Source organism: Acinetobacter sp. WCHA55 (assembly GCF_002165305.2).
Taxonomy (GTDB): Bacteria; Pseudomonadota; Gammaproteobacteria; order Pseudomonadales; family Moraxellaceae; genus Acinetobacter.
Genome location: NZ_CP032286.1, coordinates 3,187,116 through 3,204,688, shown reverse-complemented (window position 1 = coordinate 3,204,688; position 17,573 = coordinate 3,187,116). Strand labels below are relative to the sequence as shown.

15 protein-coding genes are annotated in these 17,573 nt (G+C 43.0%); 8 read left to right on the top strand and 7 right to left on the bottom strand.

Annotated features, from left to right (window positions below):
* Positions 1-43 precede the first annotated feature (43 nt).
* Complete coding sequence (gene gpmI / locus CDG62_RS18190) at positions 44-1,591, top strand: 2,3-bisphosphoglycerate-independent phosphoglycerate mutase (protein ID WP_087528363.1); 1,548 nt, start codon at positions 44-46, stop codon at positions 1,589-1,591.
* A gap of 18 nt (positions 1,592-1,609) precedes the next feature.
* On the top strand, positions 1,610-2,785 hold the full coding sequence (locus CDG62_RS18185; RefSeq protein ID WP_087528362.1) for a S41 family peptidase: 1,176 nt from the start codon (positions 1,610-1,612) through the stop codon (positions 2,783-2,785).
* A gap of 4 nt (positions 2,786-2,789) precedes the next feature.
* Here the strand turns inward: CDG62_RS18185 and CDG62_RS18180 are convergent, their stop codons facing one another.
* From CDG62_RS18180 to CDG62_RS18170, 3 genes are all read right to left on the bottom strand, one after another.
* Positions 2,790-4,154: a sigma-54-dependent transcriptional regulator gene (locus CDG62_RS18180; protein WP_265936539.1), complete on the bottom strand. Its 1,365-nt coding sequence runs from the start codon at positions 4,152-4,154 to the stop codon at positions 2,790-2,792.
* Between the two features lie 72 nt (positions 4,155-4,226).
* Positions 4,227-5,795 (bottom strand): sensor histidine kinase, encoded by a 1,569-nt coding sequence (locus CDG62_RS18175; protein ID WP_087528360.1) that lies wholly within the window; start codon positions 5,793-5,795, stop codon positions 4,227-4,229.
* Between the two features lie 21 nt (positions 5,796-5,816).
* Positions 5,817-6,452 (bottom strand): response regulator, encoded by a 636-nt coding sequence (locus CDG62_RS18170; protein ID WP_004692836.1) that lies wholly within the window; start codon positions 6,450-6,452, stop codon positions 5,817-5,819.
* A gap of 215 nt (positions 6,453-6,667) precedes the next feature.
* Between CDG62_RS18170 and CDG62_RS18165 the strand changes: the two genes are divergently transcribed.
* A complete protein-coding gene (locus CDG62_RS18165; protein ID WP_162904050.1) occupies positions 6,668-7,723 on the top strand; it encodes a serine hydrolase in 1,056 nt (351 codons plus the stop codon).
* A gap of 85 nt (positions 7,724-7,808) precedes the next feature.
* Here CDG62_RS18165 and thrC read toward each other — a convergent pair whose 3' ends face one another.
* Together thrC and CDG62_RS18155 are read right to left on the bottom strand one after the other, a co-directional pair.
* A complete protein-coding gene (gene thrC / locus CDG62_RS18160) occupies positions 7,809-8,948 on the bottom strand; it encodes a threonine synthase (protein ID WP_004692833.1) in 1,140 nt (379 codons plus the stop codon).
* Between the two features lie 65 nt (positions 8,949-9,013).
* Positions 9,014-10,318 (bottom strand): homoserine dehydrogenase, encoded by a 1,305-nt coding sequence (locus tag CDG62_RS18155; RefSeq protein ID WP_086209769.1) that lies wholly within the window; start codon positions 10,316-10,318, stop codon positions 9,014-9,016.
* A 178-nt stretch (positions 10,319-10,496) separates the two neighbouring features.
* Between CDG62_RS18155 and CDG62_RS18150 the strand changes: the two genes are divergently transcribed.
* Positions 10,497-11,587 (top strand): IS4-like element ISAba1 family transposase gene (locus CDG62_RS18150; protein WP_085940648.1). Its coding sequence is split into 2 segments (ribosomal slippage): positions 10,497-11,037 and positions 11,037-11,587, totalling 1,092 coding nucleotides; the frame shifts between segments, so codons are not numbered across the junction.
* A gap of 49 nt (positions 11,588-11,636) precedes the next feature.
* On the opposite strand, the gene CDG62_RS18145 is transcribed toward CDG62_RS18150, so the two are convergent.
* Together CDG62_RS18145 and xerD are read right to left on the bottom strand one after the other, a co-directional pair.
* Positions 11,637-12,446: a DsbC family protein gene (locus CDG62_RS18145; RefSeq protein WP_087528571.1), complete on the bottom strand. Its 810-nt coding sequence runs from the start codon at positions 12,444-12,446 to the stop codon at positions 11,637-11,639.
* Positions 12,447-12,572: 126 nt separating this feature from the next.
* Positions 12,573-13,490 carry a site-specific tyrosine recombinase XerD gene (gene xerD / locus CDG62_RS18140; RefSeq protein ID WP_087528572.1) on the bottom strand — a complete coding sequence of 306 codons (918 nt, stop codon included), beginning with the start codon at positions 13,488-13,490 and terminating at the stop codon, positions 12,573-12,575.
* 180 nt (positions 13,491-13,670) lie between these two features.
* On the opposite strand from xerD, the gene CDG62_RS18135 reads away from it, so the two are divergent.
* From CDG62_RS18135 to murD, 4 genes are all read left to right on the top strand, one after another.
* Positions 13,671-13,931 carry a FeoA family protein gene (locus CDG62_RS18135; protein WP_010325703.1) on the top strand — a complete coding sequence of 87 codons (261 nt, stop codon included), beginning with the start codon at positions 13,671-13,673 and terminating at the stop codon, positions 13,929-13,931.
* Positions 13,928-15,787 (top strand): ferrous iron transporter B, encoded by a 1,860-nt coding sequence (gene feoB / locus CDG62_RS18130; protein ID WP_087528573.1) that lies wholly within the window; start codon positions 13,928-13,930, stop codon positions 15,785-15,787. Before CDG62_RS18135 ends, feoB begins: the two co-directional genes overlap by 4 nt.
* Positions 15,788-15,814: 27 nt before the next feature.
* Positions 15,815-16,066: a DUF6587 family protein gene (locus CDG62_RS18125; RefSeq protein WP_087528574.1), complete on the top strand. Its 252-nt coding sequence runs from the start codon at positions 15,815-15,817 to the stop codon at positions 16,064-16,066.
* Between the two features lie 159 nt (positions 16,067-16,225).
* A complete protein-coding gene (murD, locus tag CDG62_RS18120) occupies positions 16,226-17,572 on the top strand; it encodes a UDP-N-acetylmuramoyl-L-alanine--D-glutamate ligase (protein WP_087528575.1) in 1,347 nt (448 codons plus the stop codon).
* Position 17,573: the final 1 nt, after the last annotated feature.

Below are 17,573 nucleotides of genomic sequence, written 5' to 3'. Positions count from 1 at the left end.
AAGATAGAGCGATGAATTTGTAGACAAAAAAAGAGTGTTTATTATGGCGGATGCAACTGCTGGCAAAATCCCTCACGTACTGGTCATTATGGATGGTGTGGGACACCGTGAAGCGATCGAAGACAATGCTTTTTTAGCAGCAAATCGACCGAATTTAACAGCGATTGAAGCAAAGCATCCGCATAGCTTAATTTCAGGTTCTGGTGAAGACGTGGGTCTGCCAGATGGCCAAATGGGCAACTCTGAAGTGGGTCATATGAACTTGGGTGCAGGGCGTGTGCTTTATCAAGACTTTACCCGAATTACCAAAGACATTCGTACGGGTGCTTTTTTCGAACATGAAGTTTTGGTTGATGCTGTTGAAAAAGCCAAAGCAGCGGGTGGTGTGGTACACATCATGGGCTTGTTGTCTGAAGGTGGGGTACATTCACACGAAGATCATATTGTGGCTATGGCTGAACTTGCGTTAAAACGTGGTGCAACCGTGTACCTTCATGCCTTCTTAGATGGTCGTGATACGCCGCCACGCAGTGCTCAACCCTCTTTAGAAAAATTAGATGCATTGTTTGCTCAATATCCAAATCAAGGACGTATTGTCAGCTTGATTGGTCGTTATTTTGCGATGGATCGTGACAATCGTTGGGACCGTGTAGAGCAAGCTTATCGTTTACTCACAGAGTCTGAAGCTACACGTACTGCGGCTACGGCAGTTGAAGGTTTGGAACTGGCTTATGCAGCAGATGAGTCTGATGAATTTGTCAAAGCAACACGCATTGGCGATGCCGTAAAAGTTCAAGACGGTGACAGCATTGTCTTTATGAATTTCCGTGCGGATCGTGCGCGTGAAATTACCAAAGCGTTTGTTGAAAAAGATTTTGCAGGCTTTGAGCGTAAAGTTGTACCCAACTTATCGAAATTTGTGATGTTGACACGTTACCAAGCCAGTATTGATGCGCCTGTGGCATATATGCCTGAAGCATTAAAAAACTCGATTGGTGAATATCTTTCAGACCTTGGTAAAACCCAATTGCGTATTGCTGAAACTGAGAAATACGCACATGTGACGTTCTTCTTCAGCGGTGGTCGTGAAGATGAATATCCAGGTGAAAAACGTATTTTGATTCCTTCACCGAATGTTGCGACTTATGACCTCAAGCCAGAAATGAGCGCATATGAAGTAACCGATGAATTGGTGGCTGCGATTAACTCAGGCGAGTTTGATCTGTTGGTGGTGAACTATGCCAACGGCGACATGGTTGGCCATACGGGCGTGTTTAATGCTGCGGTGAAAGCAGTGGAAGCCGTTGATTTATGCCTAGGCCGTGTCTATGAAGCGGTGATGGCACAAAAAGGTCATATGTTAATTACGGCTGACCATGGTAATGTTGAACAAATGCAGGATTATCATAGCGGTCAGGTACATACTCAGCATACCACAGAGCTCGTGCCGTTCATTTATGTAGGACCAACGCAAGCAACCATCGCTGAAGGTGGCGTATTGGCTGATGTCGCACCAACGCTACTCAGCTTAATGCGCATTCCTGTTCCTACAGAAATGCAAGGTCGTAACTTAATTACATTAGACGTATAAATCAATTTGGGTGGGTAAATGGCGAAAGCATCGTGGACTTCAATAGGTGTAGTGATTGCTTTAGGTCTGAGTCTGATCCACCCGATGGGTGCTGTTGCAAAAACAGCGGCAGCACCCGCTTTTGATGATGAATTGGAACAGGGCTATGTTGAGGTTCCAATAGAATCCATTCAACAATTTGTGCAAATTTATGGTTTAGTCAAAGATAATTATGTGGCTGAACGCAGTGATGAAGCACTCTTTCAACAAGCAATTAAAGGTTTAGTCAGTGGCCTAGACCGTTATTCTCGTTATTTATCTCCTCAAGAATATAAACAACTAGTGCAATATACCGAAGGGGACCTGGCTTCAGTTGACTTCAGTTTAGAGTTCGATACTCGTTTACAGCAATGGCAAATTCGTGGATTAAAAGCTGATTCAGATTCCAGCAAATTGGGCTTAAGAAATGCTGATGCCGTTTTTAAAATAGATGATCAAGAATTACGTAAACTCAATCAGTCACAAGTCAATGATTTACTCAGTGGGGCGATTGGTAGTACCGTTAGTCTACAATTAAAAGCCAATGCCACGCCAATCAATGTAGTCAGAACCCGAAAAGTTGAAACCGATATTCAGGCGCAACTGTTGAATAACCAAGTTTTGGTGCTCAAGGTGCGGGTGTTCCAACAAGATACAGCCAATGAAATTCAGCAACTGATTGAAGAGCATCAGTCTTCGCGTTTAAAAGCGGTCTTGATTGACCTCAGAAATAATCCCGGCGGGTTGTTGTCTGCCGCAGTTGAATCTGCTGATCTATTTTTAAATCAAGGCGTCATTGTTTCAACGAAAAGCCGCTCTGAGGGTGATCAGCAGTTTCAGGCCTTACCAAGCTTTGAGTTTCAAAACTTGAAAGTAGGAATTTTAATTAATGATCGCTCTGCATCAGCGGCAGAAGTATTTACTGCAGCGCTCAAGGAACATGGGCGAGCATGGGTGATTGGTGAGAAAAGTTATGGCAAAGGGGTCGTACAGAAACTTTTTCCACTGTCCAATGGTGCAGCTTTGCAAATGACCGTGTCTCACTATTACACGCCAACTGGTCAGATGATTGAAGGGGTGGGAATTGCGCCAAATCAGTTTTATCGAATGCCACACGAACTCAAAGACGAAAGCTATGTTGAACATGTGGCAGAGATTTTGATTAACCGTCGTTAAGTCTTTAAACGGAATCGTCTTCGCCATCGAGTCCGAATTTTTTCAAGCGATAACGTAAAGAACGGAAAGACATGCCGAGCTTTTTAGCCGCCAGTGTTCGGTTCCAGTGGGTGAGATTGAGTGCATTCATCAAAATTTCTTTTTCAATTTTTTCTAAATACAGCTCTAAACCTTCTTCAGGTAATTTGCGTGAAGGCACAGGGCTAAGTTGATCAGTACCAATCGCACCCTGTTGTGTGGCATTAGTATAGCTGGCTTGTGCTATTGGTCGCAGAGGGGCGGTTTGCAAGTGCGTTAAGTCAATACTGCTTTCATCACTTAAAGTGATGGCACGTTCCATCATATTGCGCAGTTCACGCACATTACCCGGATAATATTGGGCCAATAAAAACTCACGTGCACGTTCACTTAGGGTTTTGACCGGGATGTCCCACTCTTGACAGATTTTTTGAATGAAATGCTGTGCCAAAAGAATAATGTCATTGCCGCGCTCACGTAGGGCAGGCAGTACAATGTCCATAACATGGATGCGGAAATATAAGTCCTGACGGAATTTACCTTGTTGTACAAGTGCTTCTAAGTCTTGATGGCTGGCACTAATCACACGGAAATCAACATCAATTTCGGTGTCACTACCAATGGGACGAATACGCTTTTCTTGTACTGCACGTAAGAGTTTAACTTGCATGGTTAGTGGCAGTTCTGCAATTTCATCTAAAAATAGACTGCCACCATGTGCAGAGAGAATCAGCCCTTGTTTGTCTTGGGTTGCCCCTGTAAAACTACCTTTACGATGTCCAAATAGTTCACTTTCCATCAGTTCTGTCGGGATAGCACCACAATTAATGGCAATAAACGGCCCTTCATTACGGTTGCTCAGGCGATGTACCAGATTCGCCACCACTTCTTTGCCAGTCCCCGATTCACCTGTAATAAAGACAGGGGCTTGTGAGCGGGCAATTTTTTTCAAGGTCACACGAAGCTGTTGAATAGGAAGGGATTGACCAATTAACAGTTTGTGTTCAAGCGTATCTTCTTGAATATGTAGCTGGCTGATAGGCTGGTTAAAGGCTTTTTGTAAAAGTTGTTCTAAATGCTTTTGGTTGATCGGTTTGCTGACAAAATCAAAAGCTCCGGCTTTAAGTGCGGCAATCGCGACATCCATGTTGCCATAAGCAGTTAATACAGCTACAGGTAGATTAGGATAATTTTGAGCAATAAAATCGACCAAGCTCAGGCCATTACCATCAGGTAAATTAAGATCGGTTAGACAGGCATCGTATTGATGCGTTTTCAGGGCTTGAACCGCCTCTTGTAAACGATAGGCAATATGTGTATCAATCCCCATTCGACTTAAAGACATTTGCATTAGGGTACATAAGTCTTGTTCATCATCCACCAATAAAACAAGTGGTTTTTTTTCCACGTTTAACCCCAAAAATTACACGTCATTGTTTATACGAGGGCATTCAATCCGAAAGCATGCCCCTATTTTTTGTTCTACATAGTATAGCTTAGCTTGGTTGGCTTCGCAGAAACTATGGGATAAATATAATCCTAACCCAGTTCCATTGATTGAGGTACTAAAAAACGGTTGAAATAGGCTGGTTTGGTCCTGAGTGGCGACCCCTTCACCAAAATCGCAGACCTCAATATGGACGAGGTTTTTGTAGCTATAGACACGAATTTGAATGTGATCGGCTTCATCTGCATTGTGTCGAATAGCATTTCGAATGAGGTTAATCAGCACTTGCCTCAGTTGTTGTTCATCAAACTGAATCTGAGCTTGATCGGAAATGCGGTAATCAATTTGATCTTTGACATCGGGCAAATCTTCAACGATAAAACGTTCTAAAAAAGCGGCAACATCAATCAGGGTCGGATAGGTTTCTTTACTGCGTGCCATGCTCAGTGTATCACCAATAATTTTATCAATCCGTGAGGCTTGTTTGGTAATCATGTTCTGCAACAGTTCTTGTTGTGGATTATTCGCTTGCATTAGTTCATTGGCTTGCGTGATGGCTGCCAGTGGATTGCGAATTTCATGTGCAATGCTGGCAGAAAGTTGACCCAGTGCAGCCAGCTTGAGTTGTTGTACACGTTGATTAATTTTTTGTGCATCTTGTAGGACGAATAAGGTTAGTGTCTGATTCGGTATTTGTAGTTTTTGAATTTCGATCTGAATTTGAAAGCGACTCAGTTGCGATGTGAATTGGAACTTTTCTCCATTCTTAAGTTGGTCGAATTTGAGGAGTTCAAATAAATCAGGTTGCGCTTTGTATAAGGGGTATTTGTCGTAGGCATAAATTGGTGAGATGCCCAATAATGTACATGCGGCAGGATTACTCAGCACCATGTGGCAGTTTTCATCGAGCACCAAATAGCCGAGCTCGGTTTGCTCTAAAATATAACGGTTAATGTTTTGCAGTTGGTCCAGTTCTTGGGATTGATAGAAGTTTAAGTTTTCAAGGACTTGAAAGCGTCGTACTGCAATTTGTCCAGACCCATAAACCACAAAGAACAAAAAGGCGAGCACGGCACTATTGCCGATGGTATTCAGTGAACTAATTGAAAATAGCGTTCCAATAAAGTGCTGATAAACTAGTGTTATTACAGCAATCAACGTAATGACGAGCGCTTTTTGTTTATCGACCAATACACAAGAAGCAAAGATCGTGATCACAAACAATAAGCTTAACTGTAAGTTCGGACCATCGGTGGCAAAAGTGAGTAAGCTAAGGCTAATAACATCGATGATAAACAGCAAGGTGAGCTGAAGTGATATGCGTTTGCGCACATTCTTGAGGCCCAATAGCTGAAAGGCACTGATAAAAATAAAGCCAATCAGGACAGAACGATACAGTATGGGATACTGATAAGTTGAAAATAGCTGTTCGTAAGTCAGCAGATAAACCAACAACAAACAACAGCCAATAAACAGTCGATAAGATGCATACCAAACACCTAGACGGTATTGATTTAACTGAATATTGGTTGAGTATTTCAGCATGCGGGTATTAGTCTGCGTGCATTAAGGTTTGATTAAACCATAACGAATAGCGAGGTGGGTCAGTTTCACATCACTGTCGATGTTGAGCTTTTCAAAAATTCGGTAACGGTAGGTATTGACTGTTTTTACGCTGACAAAAAGCTTGTCAGAAATTTCCTGTGCACTGATGCAATTCACGACCATCATCGCCACCTGCATTTCACGTTCAGATAAAGCATCAAAAGGCGAGGTTTGAGTATCAGACAAATAAGAGCTGGCCAGTTGTTCAGCAATGTCAGCGCTGAAATATTTGCCGCCTTGCATGACTTTATTGATGGCGCGTACCATTTCAGTCACAGGTGCACCCTTGGTAATGTAGCCTTTGGCGCCAGCTTTGAGTAACAGGGAAGGATAAGGTTCTTCTGCTAGGCCACTAACCGCCAATACTTTGGTTTCGGGTGCGGTTTGCAGTAAGCGGCGTGTGGTTTCAACTCCACCAATGCCTGGCATGTTGACGTCTAACAGAACCACATTTGGGTGATGTTGACGGACGAGGTTAATTGCTTCTTCACCAGATTCAGCTTGGCCAATGACTTGAACATCGGCATGGTCCTCGAGCATTCGACAAATCCCTGTACGTACTAACTCATGGTCATCTACCACTAAAACTGTGATCACCTAGCTCTTCCTCACTATAAAAAACATATTTTTTGTTACATAAAGCAAAATAAGCTTGCAATGAAACGACAAAATTAGCAATCCTATTCTTAGGCTTATTTGAAAAGATATGCACGCTGTCGACAGCAATGCTGTTCGCATTGTGTACAAATGTAAGGCATATTGGCGTGAATACGCAAATGTATCTTATGGGTTATGAAGTTGAGTGAAGAAAAGTGAAAAAATCAAATAAATTTTTAATGCATCTATTGGGATGGTCGATTGTAACGACGGTCAGTACCCATAGTTTTGCAGATTTGGTGATGAACCCGGACTCGGGGTCTAGTCAAGCAAGCATGAGCTGGTCTGCTGCAGATGCAGAACAGCTTCTGAATGATCAGATGATGGAAGATCCTGAAGAGTACGCTCCTCAGGGTTCAACAAAAGTCACCACCAGTATTCGTAGTTCCAACGGTGTGGTGACGAACAACAGTACCTCGAAAACGGTACAAATTTTCGATACGTCGAAATATTCCAACCAACCTAGTGTGAATGCTCGTGCAGCTCTGGTGATGGATGGCAATACAGGTGAAGTGCTGTACAGTAAAAACAGTAATACCGCGCTACCGATTGCTTCGATTACTAAACTGATGACGGCAGTGGTGATTTCAGATGCGCGTTTAAATATGTCTGAAAACATTACTTTACAGCAAGCAGACTTTTCGTGTTCAGGCTGTAAAAGTTCAAGCTCGTCACTGCGTGCAGGGGATAGTATGAACCGTGCAGAGGCGTTGTTATTTGCATTAATGAAGTCAGAAAACCCAGCAGCGGCTGCGCTTGCACGGACGTATCCGGGTGGACGTTCAGCTTTTGTCGCTGCGATGAATGCCAAAGCAAAATCTTTGGGCATGAGTTCAACGCATTATATGGAGTCAACAGGTTTACATCCGGGTAATGTCGCTTCAGCACGTGATTTGGGTATTTTGGTCAATGCCGCATCTCAGTATGGTCTGATTCGTCAGTTCTCAACCACCGCAAGCTATGACTTTAACTTGGGTTATCGTGTATTGAAGTCAAACAATACCAATGCCTTGGTTCGTAATGGTGGTTGGAATATTAATATTTCAAAAACAGGTTTCATTAATGAAGCCGGTCGTTGTGTGGTCATGCATACCACTTTAAATAACCGTCCAGCAGTGGTGGTATTATTGGGCGCAGATTCATCTGCAGCACGCACCAATGATGCAACGCGCCTAATGAACTGGGCAAGCCAATTACCAAAACGTATTTAACCCGACTTTGTTTTTGTTCACTCAACAACAAAAATTGAGTCATAAAAAAGCCCTGCATCTGCAGGGCTTTTTTTTCTTCTTTCAATTACATGTTTGAAAGAATTGAATCGCGAACTTGTTCTAAAGTTGCATCGATTGAAAGCATGACCGCATCAGAACATTGTTTGATCGCAGTATCAGGGTCTTTTAGACCATTACCTGTCACGGTACAGACAATCACAGAACCTTCCGCAATTTTACCTGCTTTGATGTCACGGATTGCACCGCCAATCGATGCTGCAGAAGCAGGTTCTACAAAGACACCTTCATACATTGAAAGTAAACGCTGTGCTTCTAAAATTTCTGCATCAGTCAGTTCATCGAACCAACCTTGAGAGTCACGAACCACCGCTTTAGCATGGTTCCAGCTTTGTGGATTACCAATACGAATTGCTGTTGCAACTGTTTCAGGGTTCTCAACGGGTGCACCACGTAAGAATGGTGCAGCACCAGCTGCCTGATAACCGACCATGGTTGGTAAGCCTTCAGGTTTTGGGCCTGTGAATTGATCAGTTTCAGCATCGTAAATCACTTGCTCAAATTGATCTGCAGGTTGATTGGCAACTGCTTCGGTATAACCCATCCAGTGTGCAGTAATGTTTCCTGCGTTACCTACTGGTAGGCAGTGGTAATCTGGTGCACGACCTAACTCATCGACGATTTCATAAGCAATGGTTTTTTGACCTTGCAAACGGTATGGGTTGATAGAGTTTACGATCGTTACAGGTGCTTTATCGGCAATTTCTTTGACCAAACGCATACCGTCATCAAAGTTACCGCGGATTTGCATAGTAATCGCACCATACATCATCGCTTGTGCCATTTTACCCATGGCAATTTTGCCTTCAGGGATTAAAACGAATGCTTTGATGCCAGCACGTGCAGCATAAGCTGCTGCCGCTGCAGAGGTATTCCCTGTAGATGCACAAATAATCGCTTTTGAGCCTTCTTCAACGGCTTTAGTGACTGCCATGGTCATACCACGGTCTTTAAATGAACCAGTCGGGTTTAAGCCCTCGTACTTCACATAAATTTCAACATTTTTGCCAATTAAACGTGGAATGTTCTCAAGTTTAATCAGTGGCGTATTACCTTCACCCAAAGAAATAGCGCGAGTAGTTGCAGACACTGGTAAACGGTCGCGATAACGGTCAACTAAACCAGTATAACGATTGGCATTCGACATGATGATGTTCCAATTGTGTGTAGAGCTTGGTGAGGGGGAGAACAAGTGTCTTTCCCTCAACCCGATTAATTATCAAGCGATTCTAAACGAATTCGCACGATTTCGCCATGAATGACGGGTAAGGCTTGAATTTGAGCAAGAGCCTCATCCATTTTTGATTCTTTGACTGGATCAGTCAAAATCACGATTGGAATCAGGTCTTTTAAGCGAGATTGCTGCATGATGGCATCAATACTAATACCAGCACGGCTTAGAATTGTGGTGACATCGGCCAAAACACCTGTTTGATCTTCAGCATTAATACGGATGTAATAGCCTGTGGTCATTTCTTCACGTGGCAGAATAGGTAAGTCTGCTAATGCTTCAAAAGCCAATTGCGGAATTGTTCCTGCACCATCTTCGGTATAAGAAATGTCACGGACAATATCAATCACGTCTGCAACCACGGCAGAAGCGGTTGGACCTGCACCTGCACCTGCACCGTAATACAATGTTGGGCCGACAGCATGTGCTTGAACCAATACGGCATTCTTCACACCGTTCACATTGGCAATCAATTGCTCTTCAGGAATCAACGTTGGATGTACACGGAGTTCAATGCCGTTTTCAGCACGACGGGCAATACCCAAGTGTTTGATACGGAAACCCAGTTCTTCAGCATATTTTACATCTTGCGCAGTGACCTTGCTGATGCCTTCTGTAAAGACTTTATCGAATTGAAGCGGGATACCAAAGGCAATAGATGCCAATAGTGTCAGTTTGTGTGCAGCATCAATGCCTTCAACGTCAAAGGTTGGATCTGCTTCGGCATAGCCGAGTTCCTGCGCTTCTTTGAGCACATCTGCAAAAGCACGACCTTTTTCACGCATTTCAGTCAGGATGAAGTTTCCTGTCCCGTTGATAATACCTGCTAACCAGTCTATACGGTTGGCAGCTAAACCTTCACGCATGACTTTAATAATCGGAATACCACCTGCAACCGCAGCTTCATAGGCGATTTGCACCGCATTGTCATCCGCTAGTTTGAACAGCTCATTACCATGTTCAGCCAGTAAGGCTTTGTTTGCTGTAACGACTTGCTTACCGTGAAGAATGGCTTCCTTAATCACTTCATAAGCAGGGTGGATGCCACCCATAACTTCAACCACAACGTCGACATCAGGCTGACGCACAATATCTAACAAATCTGAGCTTTGTTTAATACTTGGATCAAGCTCTAAATCTGGACGTGGACGACGTGTGCCGACATAAGTAATTTGAATTTCTCGACCGGTGCGACGTTTAATCTCAGCAGCATTTTCTTTTAGTAGTTTAAGGGCACCACCACCCACAGTACCAAGACCGAGGATTGCCAGACGAACTGGTTTCACGTCACACTCCAATTTACTTATAAATATTAAATCAAGCTTAGATCATAGCTAAAAAAACTGTGAGACTCTAGGAAAGAAATAACTTTATGTTTAACTATAAATATTAGCTCTGTACACGACAAAAATAGATAACTCATTGAAATAATGTCACAATAATTGTTTTCTAACGACGAATACTATGACACATCTCAATGAGTTATATCTTATCTTAAACAAATCTCTAAAATGGAACAAGTCACATTTAAAGTGCTTTGCGCTCATCATGCTTGTGATTATTTTAAAGCAAACATGTAATCTTTCTTCTGCATCTAAAGCCTTGCCCATCAAGTGTTTACCACAATCATTTTATCGACGTATGCAGCGCTTCTTTGCAGGTCAGTATTTTGATTATCGTCAAATTTCTCAGTTGATTTTCAATATGTTTTCATTCGACCAAGTGCAACTGACTTTAGATAGAACCAATTGGAAATGGGGAAAACGAAATATTAATATCCTGATGCTCGCAATCGTTTATCGTGGAATAGCGATACCTATCCTTTGGACATTGCTTAATAAACGTGGAAATTCAGATACGAAAGAGCGTATTGCTTTGATTCAACGCTTTATAGCCATTTTTGGTAAAGACCGTATTGTGAATGTGTTCGCAGACAGAGAGTTTATCGGTGAGCAGTGGTTTACATGGTTAATTGAACAAGACATCAACTTCTGCATTCGTGTTAAAAAAACTTCATTGTCACCAATCATTTAGGAAAGAATCATAAAATTAGTGATTTATTTCGCCATCTTAAAGTTGGTCAAATTGAATGTCGTAAACGACGGATTTTGGTTGGTCGGGTGAAACTATATATAAGTGCACTACAGTTAGAAAATGGAGAGCTTTTACTCGTCGTTTCTCCTCAGTTTAATGCCAATGCTATTCAGGATTATGCATTACGCTGGGAAATTGAAACCTTATTCAGTTGTCTCAAAGGACGCGGGTTTAATCTTGAAAATACGCGCTTGACAGACCCTAGACGAGTGAAAAAATTGATTGCGGTGTTAGCTATAAGCTTCTGTTGGTGTTACTTAACGGGTGAATGGCAACATAATCAAAAAAAAGCGATAAAAATAAAGAAGCATGGACGACTCTCAATGAGTTTATTTCGCTATGGTTTAGACTATGTTCAAATGGCGATTCAGCGTTTAATTGGTTTTGGGAAAAAAGAAGAGTTTAAGGAAATTTTGGCAATTTTAAGAAAGCAGAATCCTGATAGGATAAGGGTTCTGTGAAATTTGTCGTGTACAGAGAAATATTAGTTAAATAACAAATAAAAATTAGTTATTTAAGTCGATTTAATAATTCACTTGGTGTCAAATAGCCACCGAGATATTCACCATCTTCGTTATAAATCGCAGGCGTACCATTTACGCCCATGTTTAGACCTAATTGGTATTGATCCCGCACTGGATTTTTACAGGTTGCAGGTGGCAGTTGAACACCTGAAATGGCTTGATCAAACGCAGCTTGACGGTCTGCACTACACCACACGCTTTCCATAGCAGGCATGAACTGCTCGCCACGTGGCCATGCAATGTAACGCACCTCGACACCTTGAGCTGTGATTTCAGGAATGTGCTCATGCAGTTTATGGCAGTAAGGGCAGCTGGCATCGGTAAAGACATAAACCACATGCTTGGTCTTGCCTTTGGCTTTGTAAACCAGCAGGTCTTCGGTTTTGAGCCCAGCTAGAAGCTTTTTGTTGGCTTCAGCTTGCAGGTTGTCACTGACGTTGTGGAGGGTTTTATCGCCCAAACGAATCACATCACCTTGGATAATATATTTACCATCTGCAGTGGTATAAACCGAACTCATCCCTTCAAGATTGACCCAAAATAAATTTGGCACTTCAGTGGTTTTGATATCGATGATTTTGGCATTGATATTGGCTGTTTTGAAATGATTTTGAAGGGTATCAATTAAACGTTGCTTTGCATTACGTTCCGTCAAAGTCGACGCTTCACCTGTTGCTGGTGCGCTTGCCGTTAAAGAGTCTTGTTTTTTTTCTTCAGTGTTATTTGAGCATGCTGTAAATAGAACACTTGAAGCAATGGCACAGGCAATGAACAATGGTTTACGGGTAAATAACATAGATAACCCTTTTTCTTTTAACTTTATAAAAACAGAGCGCCAAGCATAGCAAAAAAAGTACGGAACCCGGTAATACTTCGTAGTCTTCGTACTAAAACAGCGTTAAATATATGAATGATAAAAGTCTTAAGCCCTTGGGTGATGGCTGGCGTGCAGTTGTTGCATACGCACTTGTGCGACATGGGTATAAATTTGTGTTGTGGACAGGTCGCTATGTCCTAGGAGCATTTGCACTACACGCAAGTCCGCACCGTGATTGAGTAAATGCGTTGCAAAAGCATGTCGTAAGGTGTGTGGAGACAGTTCAGCTTGAATCCCTGCTTGTAAGGCATAGCGTTTAATAGCGTACCAAAAATTTTGCCGACTCATAATGCCCCCATGTTGAGTGAGAAACAGATAGTCGGTTGCAGATTTATATAATTGTGGACGTGATTCAATTAAGTATTTTTCAACCCACTCCACTGCGATTTGCCCTAAAGGCACCAGTCTCTCTTTATTACCCTTACCCGTAATTCTTAAATAGCCTTGTTTTAAATTGATTAAGTCTAGGCGTAAGTTCAGTAGCTCAGATACGCGTAGCCCACAGGCATATAACACTTCAAACATGGCACGATCACGAAGTCCAAGAGCGGTTTCAATATCTGGAGCTTGAATTAAGGCATCTACGTCTTGCTCAGACAAATCTTTAGGCAGTGCGCGGCCAATTTTGGGTGTTTTATGCAACGCGACAGGGTTGTCTGAGCGCAGTTTTTGTTCCCGTAGAAACTTAAAAAAAGAACGCAGAGCAGACATACAGCGCGCAATGGAGCGCGGGCTTTTTCCTTGCTTGGTGAGGGTTAATAGAACATCGGCGACATCGTCACTGCTCCATTCAGGCATGCTCACCTGACTACACTCGCTACACTGCAATAAGTCAGAGAGATACGCATTTCGGGTGTGTGGGCTGACGGTTTGTGCGATGAGATAATCTTTAAAGCCGTGTAAAAAACTGAGCTGAGTTGGAATTTGAACAGGCGCAGGCACACGCGGTTTTTTATTTAACATAAGCTCTCAAGTACACCATCATGGAAATACAAAAAACAAGGAATAGGGATTTTATTCAATGTAGTGTAATCATTCTCGCTTGTCGATGTGTTATAAAAGATGCGAATCATTATCGAATCTGATTTGGTAATTATTCTCATTTGTTTGTATACTGTTCAAAATATTAAAGGGTTGGATGCGGTGCGTTTATCTGATTTAAAAGTCAAACAAACTGCCATCATTAACAAAGTGAATCATACTTTGGATGGCGAAGCTCAGACTGATTTGGTGGCTAGTCGTCTTGAAACATTAGGCTTTGTCGCAGGTACAAAAGTACAGGTGATTACCAAAGGTGTTTTTGGTGGCGATCCAATTTTAATCCAAGTGGGTTTTACACGTTTCGCCTTAAGAAAAGTTGAAGCTGAAAAAATTGAAATTCAAGTCGAAGGAGCACCTAGATGAGTGATGCCTTGCGTGTTGCCCTTGTAGGTAATCCAAACTGCGGTAAAACTTCGTTATTTAACCATCTCACTGGAACACGCCAAAAAGTAGGTAACTATGCGGGTGTAACGGTTGAGCGTAAAGTTGGTCAATTTACGCTTCCTTCTGGTCAAGCGGTTCGCGTTTTGGATTTGCCAGGGACGTATAGCTTAGATGCGACCAGTCCTGATGAGATGATTACCCGTGACGTGGTGATGGGGAAAATTGCAGACGAAGGTAAGCAAGATGCTTTCTTATGTGTCGTTGATGCAACTAACCTCAAACTGCACCTTGGTTTAGTGATTGAACTGATTGCATTGGGCCGTCCAATGTTAATCGTTTTAAACATGATGGATGAAGCACGTCGCCGTGGCATGCAAATCAATACCCAAAAGCTTTCTGAGCGCTTGGGTGTGCCGATTGTTGAAACGGTTGCGGTGCGTAATTCAGGTATTGAAAGCCTGCTTAGCGCTTTAGAGCAGGGCAAATATGCCGTGCCTTATACTGAGTTGACGGGCTTAAAAGGCGACACTGCGCATGAGAAAGTCGAAAATGTATTACATGATGCTGTGCAGTACGTCGATGAAGAAGATAAGCGAACTGATTTTCTGGATAAGATTTTCCTACATCCAGTTTTGGGTTTAGTCAGCCTTGCAGTGATGATGTTTATTGTCTTCCAAGCTGTTTTTGCTTGGGCAGCACCGTTTATGGATGGGATTGAAACCTTCTTTGGTTGGCTAGGTGAAACTATTGGTGCCTCCATTAGCCACCCTTTACTTAACAGTTTGGTGGTGGACGGGATTATTGCGGGTGCGGGTGGTGTCGTAGTGTTCTTGCCGCAGATTTTAATTCTGTTCTTCTTTATCTTGGTATTGGAAGAGTCGGGTTATTTACCACGTGCCGCGTTTTTGTTGGATAAGCTGATGTTTAAAGCAGGTCTTTCTGGGCGTGCCTTTATTCCATTGTTGTCTAGCTTTGCTTGCGCAATTCCGGGCATCATGGCATCGCGTACCATTAGTGATCCGCGTGACCGTTTAACTACGATTTTTGTCGCACCACTCATGACGTGTTCAGCACGTTTACCTGTGTATGCCCTGCTAATTGCTGCTTTTATTCCTGAACAAACTGTTTGGGGGATCTTCAATCTGCAAGGTTTGGTGTTGTTTGCTTTATATATGGCTGGGATTGTGAGTGCACTGTGTGTATCTTTTGTTCTGAAATTCTTCCATAAAGACAAGTCACAACATATGTTGATGATGGAATTGCCAAGCTATCGTTTCCCTGACTTAAAGAATATTTGGATTGGTTTACTTGACCGTGCCAAGATCTTCTTGCGTCGTGTGGGTGGCATCATTTTCGCGTTGTCTATTTTGTTGTGGTTCTTGTGTACTTTCCCACAAGCTCCTGAAGGTGCGACTTTACCTGAAATTGATTATTCATTTGCCGGTATGCTCGGTCATTTACTGCAACCGATTTTTGCGCCGCTGGGCTTCAACTGGCAGATTTGTATTGCCTTGATTCCAGCCATGGCTGCTCGTGAAGTAGTAGTGGCAGCTTTAGGTACGGTATATGCCTTATCTGCTGTCGATGAAGATGCCATGTCACAAGGTTTGGCTTCACTGATCAGTAGTGGCGGAGAGCTTGGCTGGTCGGTGGCGACTGGTCTGTCTTTATTAGTGTGGTTTATTTATGCGCCGCACTGTTTGGCTACATTGGCGACGGTTAAACGTGAAACAGGTTCATGGAAAACTGTGAGTTTTATGACCATTTACTTGTTTGGTTTGGCTTATTTAATGTCATTCCTGACCTATCAAATTGCAACGCATTATTTGGGCTAATTAGCGTAAGTAGGCGAGGAGATTGAGATGATTGAAGTTCTAATTGTTGCTGCTCTAGTGATCTGGAGTGCAGTAGTGGTATTTAAGAAAGTATTTCCTCAGACATCAGGTTCAGTTTTCATGTCCTTGGCTGAGCTATGTGAGGCACGCGGTTGGACGCGTTTAGCAACGTGGTTAAAACCGTCAATGGCTGGTGGCTGTGGCGGAAACTGTGCTTGCCCAGCAACAGAGGACAGCAAGGCGAAAAAGCCTGAAGTTCAAGCAGTGAAGTGGAAATAAAGCGATTTTTGTTCACAAATAAAAAAGCCGTCCAAGAGGGACGGCTTTTTTACGCACTGACACAAAAAAAGTGCGGGAAAGTCAAAACAGAAAAAGCATTCAAAACAGCAAAGTGCTAACATTTCCGCAGATAAATCTCAGACCAAGCATGGGGCGAAAATGTTAATACAACGTGGTGGACTTAAGGTCGTTGCAGGACTCGGTATTTCAGGTGTTGCAGCGGTCAATTTTTTACATAACCAAGGCTACCGCGTTGCAGTAACGGACTCCCGATCGACCCCGCCCGGTCATGACCAAATTCCAGCAGAGGTACAAACCAGTTTTGGTCAGTTTGACGCAGAACTGTTGTTGTCTGCTGAAGAAATCGTTATTAGCCCTGGACTCGACCCGAAACTACCTGAAATTCAAGCTGCGATTGCCAAAGGCATTCCTGTGGTGAGTGAGATTCAAATCCTACGCCGTGCAACCGATAAACCGATTATGGCGATTACAGGCTCTAATGCAAAAAGTACCGTGACGACCTTGATTGGGCTGATGGCGGAACATGCAGGTGTGAAAGTTGCGGTGGGGGGCAATCTTGGCCGTCCAGCTTTAGACTTAACTAAGGATGATCCAGACCTATATATTTTGGAGTTATCCAGCTTCCAGTTAGAAACCACATCAAATTTACAAGCTGAAGTTGCGGTGGTGCTAAATATGAGTGAAGACCATCTTGACCGCCATGGCGACATGATGGGCTATCACACCGCGAAGCATCGCATTTTCCAAGGCGTGAAAAAAGTTGTTCATAACCGTGATGACTCTCTCACTCGTCCTTTGGTACCTGATGCTACACCAATGCAAAGCTTCGGTTTAAATGCGCCTGATATGAATCAGTACGGTGTGTTAAGAGATGATGATGGTACGATTTGGTTGGCTCGTGGCCGCACACGGTTATTGAATAGTGCAGAGATGTATATTCAAGGCACACACAATGTGGCCAATGCTTTGGCCTGTTTGGCTTTGGGCGAGGCAATTAACTTGCCGCTTGAGTCGATGTTGGAAACGCTGAAAAGCTTTAAAGGCTTAGAGCATCGCTGTGAGTTTGTGAAAGAGGTTGAGGGTGTCCGTTACTATAATGACTCTAAAGGCACCAATGTCGGCGCAACTTTAGCTGCAATTGATGGCTTAGGTGCAGCAATTGCGGCCAAAGGTGGCAAAGTTGCGATCATTTTAGGGGGGCAAGGCAAAGGGCAAGACTTTACTGCTTTACGTGAAGCTTTGAGCAAATATGTGAAAGTGGCGGTATTGATTGGTGAAGATGCAACGTTAATTGAAAAAGCCGTGGCAGGAACGACGACTTTACTGCATGCTGATACTTTAGAGCAGGCGGTTGCACTTTGCCAGCAACATACCCAAGCCCACGATGTCGTGTTATTGTCACCTGCATGTGCAAGTTTTGATATGTTCAGTGGTTACCCACAGCGTGGACATCAGTTTGTCGCTTGTGTGCAAGAACTCCACTAAA

Bases quoted from the DNA above. Each gene is read 5' to 3' on its own strand.
- gpmI (WP_087528363.1), top strand. From the start codon at position 44: ATGGCGGATGCAACTGCTGGCAAAATCCCTCACGTACTGGTCATTATG.
- CDG62_RS18185 (WP_087528362.1), top strand. From the start codon at position 1,610: ATGGCGAAAGCATCGTGGACTTCAATAGGTGTAGTGATTGCTTTAGGT.
- CDG62_RS18180 (WP_265936539.1), bottom strand. From the start codon at position 4,154: ATGCAAATGTCTTTAAGTCGAATGGGGATTGATACACATATTGCCTAT.
- CDG62_RS18175 (WP_087528360.1), bottom strand. From the start codon at position 5,795: ATGCTGAAATACTCAACCAATATTCAGTTAAATCAATACCGTCTAGGT.
- thrC (WP_004692833.1), bottom strand. From the start codon at position 8,948: ATGTCGAATGCCAATCGTTATACTGGTTTAGTTGACCGTTATCGCGAC.
- CDG62_RS18145 (WP_087528571.1), bottom strand. From the start codon at position 12,446: ATGTTATTTACCCGTAAACCATTGTTCATTGCCTGTGCCATTGCTTCA.
- xerD (WP_087528572.1), bottom strand. From the start codon at position 13,490: ATGTTAAATAAAAAACCGCGTGTGCCTGCGCCTGTTCAAATTCCAACT.
- feoB (WP_087528573.1), top strand. From the start codon at position 13,928: ATGAGTGATGCCTTGCGTGTTGCCCTTGTAGGTAATCCAAACTGCGGT.
- CDG62_RS18125 (WP_087528574.1), top strand. From the start codon at position 15,815: ATGATTGAAGTTCTAATTGTTGCTGCTCTAGTGATCTGGAGTGCAGTA.
- murD (WP_087528575.1), top strand. From the start codon at position 16,226: ATGTTAATACAACGTGGTGGACTTAAGGTCGTTGCAGGACTCGGTATT.